The sequence below is a fragment of the Moorena sp. SIO3B2 genome (assembly GCF_010692525.1).
GTDB lineage: Bacteria > Cyanobacteriota > Cyanobacteriia > Cyanobacteriales > Coleofasciculaceae > Moorena > Moorena producens.
Map to the genome: position 1 here is coordinate 1 of NZ_JAAHHE010000506.1, position 3,795 is coordinate 3,795.

The window sequence follows — 3,795 nt, forward strand, 5'->3', positions numbered from 1 at the left end:
CATCCGAATACTCAGTTAGGACAATCACAAATTTGGCAAGAAATTAAGCGGTTGTGGCGTTGATATAGCATTTTTAGTTCAGTTGTGAACATAGTCTACCTTGAGAAATGCAAAAGGCAAGAGGCAATAGGCAATAGGCAATAGGCAATAGGCAATAGGCTAGAGAATATAAAACCATTATCCTCTCTAGCTTAACACCAAATTTATGGAGATGTCTAATGTATCCTATACAATCAGGATATCAGTATTCGTTAAGGCAGTTTTGTTAGAGAAATTCGCAACTTGTACAGCACCTAGTGTACCTGAACCGTCAGCATCGAATGATAGTAATCCTGATGAACGATCATAGATGAATCTGTCATTTGTATCTAAGGCGGCAGCACCTAAAACAAATTGACCCACATCTAAAATTCCTTGAACAAGACCACTGCCGAAGCCACTAGCCGAAATTTGTAGTTTATCCCCCTGCTGACTGACAAAGTCGCTAATGTAATCTATCCCTTCAGTAGGGATATTCAAGACAAACTTATCTGCACCAGCACCTCCAGAGAGGACATCATTTCCAGTACCCCCATTTAAAAGGTCATCACCGGCACCACCATAGATACGATCATTGCCAGCACCACCATACAAACTATCATTCCCTGCAATTTCTTGTATAACTGACGGTAATTCGATTATACCATGTAAATAAACTTTATTAGGATAATTTTGGGCACCAACCCAAAACCAGGTTTGCTCCCAGTTTTGATTAAACCAACTCACCAAAACTGCATAATCTTCATCATCAGTGTAATTGTTAGGTTCACCGAATGCCCAGTTACGATAGGTTGAAGTTTCACCACTAATCCATTGCCATTGACCTTCAGTAGTATGATCTGTCAAGCCTATCCAAAACAATTGATTAGCTTCAAATCGATTAGCTTCAACATTAAATCCATCGTAATTAAATCCAAAGGTGGTGTTTAGCCAGTTTTGTTCCACTTCATCGTTAATTGTAACTAAGTTACCACCAAGGCGTTGAGCTTCTGCTTGGGTATTGAACCAGGTGCCCGGTTGGCTCAACAAATAAGAGTGTCCATTTCTGGTGACGAGATAGTCGCCGTAAACAATATCATTACCATCACCACCATTGACGGTATCATGACCTCGACCACCCCAAATATTGTTACTGGCACTGTTGCCTTGAATAACATTATTGAGATTGTTACCGTAGCCATTGATAGGATTTGTCCCATCGAGCTCTAGATTTTCCAAATTATCGCCAAGGTGATAGGTAATGGAGGTGTAAACTTTATCAATACCTTGACCTGCATATTCAACTATGGTATCACCCATACTATCAACATCAAGAACATATTGATCATCACCAAAACCTCCCTTCATGCGATCTCTACCGCTTTCACCCTTTAACAAGTCATTACCAAAACCACCATAGAGGTTATCATTACCATAAGACCCATACAACTGGTCATCACCACCACCACCATAGATACGGTCATTGCCTGCACCACCATTTAAAATATCACTTTCACCTATTTCTGGTGATACTGAAGGAATTTCAATAATACCTCGCAAATGTTGGTTGGGATAATTTTGAAGGTCATTCCAACCCTGATTGCCCCAACCCATCACTGCATAATCTTCACCATCGGGAATTGAGGAACTACGATAATCGTTAGGTTCACCGGGAAACCAGTTACGATAGGTTGAGGTTTCACCACTAACCCATTGCCATTGACCTTCTATAGTACGATCGCTCAGACCGATCCAAAACACTTCATTAGTTCCAAAGGTTGTGTTTAGCCAGCTTTGTTCCGTGGCGTTGTTAATCGTAACTAAGTTACCACCAAGGCGTTGAGCTTCTGCTTGGGTAGAGAGCCAAGTTCCTGGTAGGCTAAATAGATATTGTCCAGTGCTGGCAATGATATAATCACCGTAAATAATATCATCACCATCACCACCATTGACAGTATCTAGGCCAAGACCACCCCAAATATTGTTATTACCACTGTTGCCATTAATGACATTATTTAAATTGTTACCATAACCATTGATAGAATTTGTACCTGTCAGGTTTAGGTATTCTAAATGAGCACTAAGACCATAAGTCGTTGAAGCGTAAACTATGTCAATACCTTGGTTAGCATATTCAAATACGTGATCACCTGAACTATCAACAGTATAGGTATCATTACCAGAGCCTCCGTACATGTAATCATTACCAATTCCACCGTATAAGTAGTCATGACCTGAACTACCGCTGAGAATATCACTACCACTATCGCCACTAAGTGTATCATTGCCTGTACCACCGTGTAACTGATCGCGACCAGTTCCACCTCTTAAAAAATCATTACCTGAGCTACCACTCAGGTAGTCATTACCAGTATTACCATCAAGACTATCATTACCTGTACCACCATATAACTCATCGCGACCAGTTCCACCAATTAAAGAATCATTACCTGCTTCACCAAATAGGGAGTCACTACCACCATTACCATAAAGACTATCATTACCGTTACCACCTTTCAGATGATTAGCACTAAAATTACCAATAATAGTGTCGCTAGTCAAACTACCAATAACATTCTCAATTACAACCCCATAGGCAATTGAGGTTCCATAACGAGTGGTCTTATACCGCAATGAACTGGTATTGTTTGTGTTATCTATCGGTTGATAGGTGATTGATTTATAAGCATGCTGAGAGGTAAGTATACCTCCTCCTCTTATGTCAAAATAATATCCAGAAGATCTACTTATATTAAAAATAACTGGGCCAAGTTTAGAAAAATCTAAAGTATCAACTCCACCACTATCCCAAATAGACAACTTCATAGGTAGTTTTTCACTACCACGACGAGCTAAACCATTATCGTAAGAATAACCATTGACACTGTCAAACCTATAATAAGTGTTACCTGAATTAAAATTATTACTCCCGTAAATGTATTGTACAGCCCTGATGTCATAAGGCATTGGTGTGGCTGCATAGTCACCGACATCGTTATAAGACATCACAGTATTTGTGTTATTGTCTTTATAGTACGGTAAAAAGGGCGAACTACCTTTTCCGGTGTCACCGTTGTAGTCACCTGGATGCTTTAATCCAAGTGCGTGTCCAATTTCATGTAGTGCCACGTCGAGAAACCTATGACCTCTGCCAGTAGCAGAATCTTTTCCAAGCTTAATATTTACATGGTCTAGTTTATCTGACCTCCAACTCCTAGGCTTCCACCATTTTCGTGCGTTTTTTTGACTTGCTACTCCACTGATTCCACTTTGTCCAGAAAAACGTAGATTTCCTTTGTTTGATACTTCACGAAATGTAATATTAGCGACTTCACTCCATCTTGTCAGGGCTTCTCTCACCATTGATCTTTCACTCAAATCAAGCCCATCACTTCCAGTTGAGTAATTAATACTGTAAGTTAGAGAAACTGGTTTACCTGTATCAACCCAATAATCATCATCCAACAAAGCATCAATATCGTTATTTCCAGAACGCTTAACACCCATAATATTTTCCCTGATCAATCTGAGGTTGTATCTGAAAACTGCTGTGTTTTTCAGGCTCTAATGGAAAATTAAATTAAATCTGCTATTTTGCCACAAAAGGGCAGATTTTTGTAATTTTTCTTAACAAAAGCCCTGGGCACACCAACCCTGATCAAAAATGCGCCTGAGTTAACTCAGACGCACTATGCTAATCAAATCATGATTTTATGCTCCGGCAAGCTTTGCTTTACCAAAGCCTTGCAGAAAAACCCTAGACAAACACCTCAGAGA

1 protein-coding gene is annotated in these 3,795 nt (G+C 39.8%); it reads right to left on the reverse strand.

All coding sequences use genetic code 11. From position 1 onward, the window contains the following. Window positions 1–225 precede the first annotated feature (225 nt). Window positions 226–3,525: a lectin-like protein gene (locus F6K38_RS37075; protein WP_008181122.1), complete on the reverse strand. Its 3,300-nt coding sequence runs from the start codon at window positions 3,523–3,525 to the stop codon at window positions 226–228. Window positions 3,526–3,795: the final 270 nt, after the last annotated feature.

What these genes read in the sequence shown, in the direction of transcription:
- F6K38_RS37075 (WP_008181122.1), bottom strand. Translation starts at nt 3,525, where the DNA reads ATGGGTGTTAAGCGTTCTGGAAATAACGATATTGATGCTTTGTTGGAT.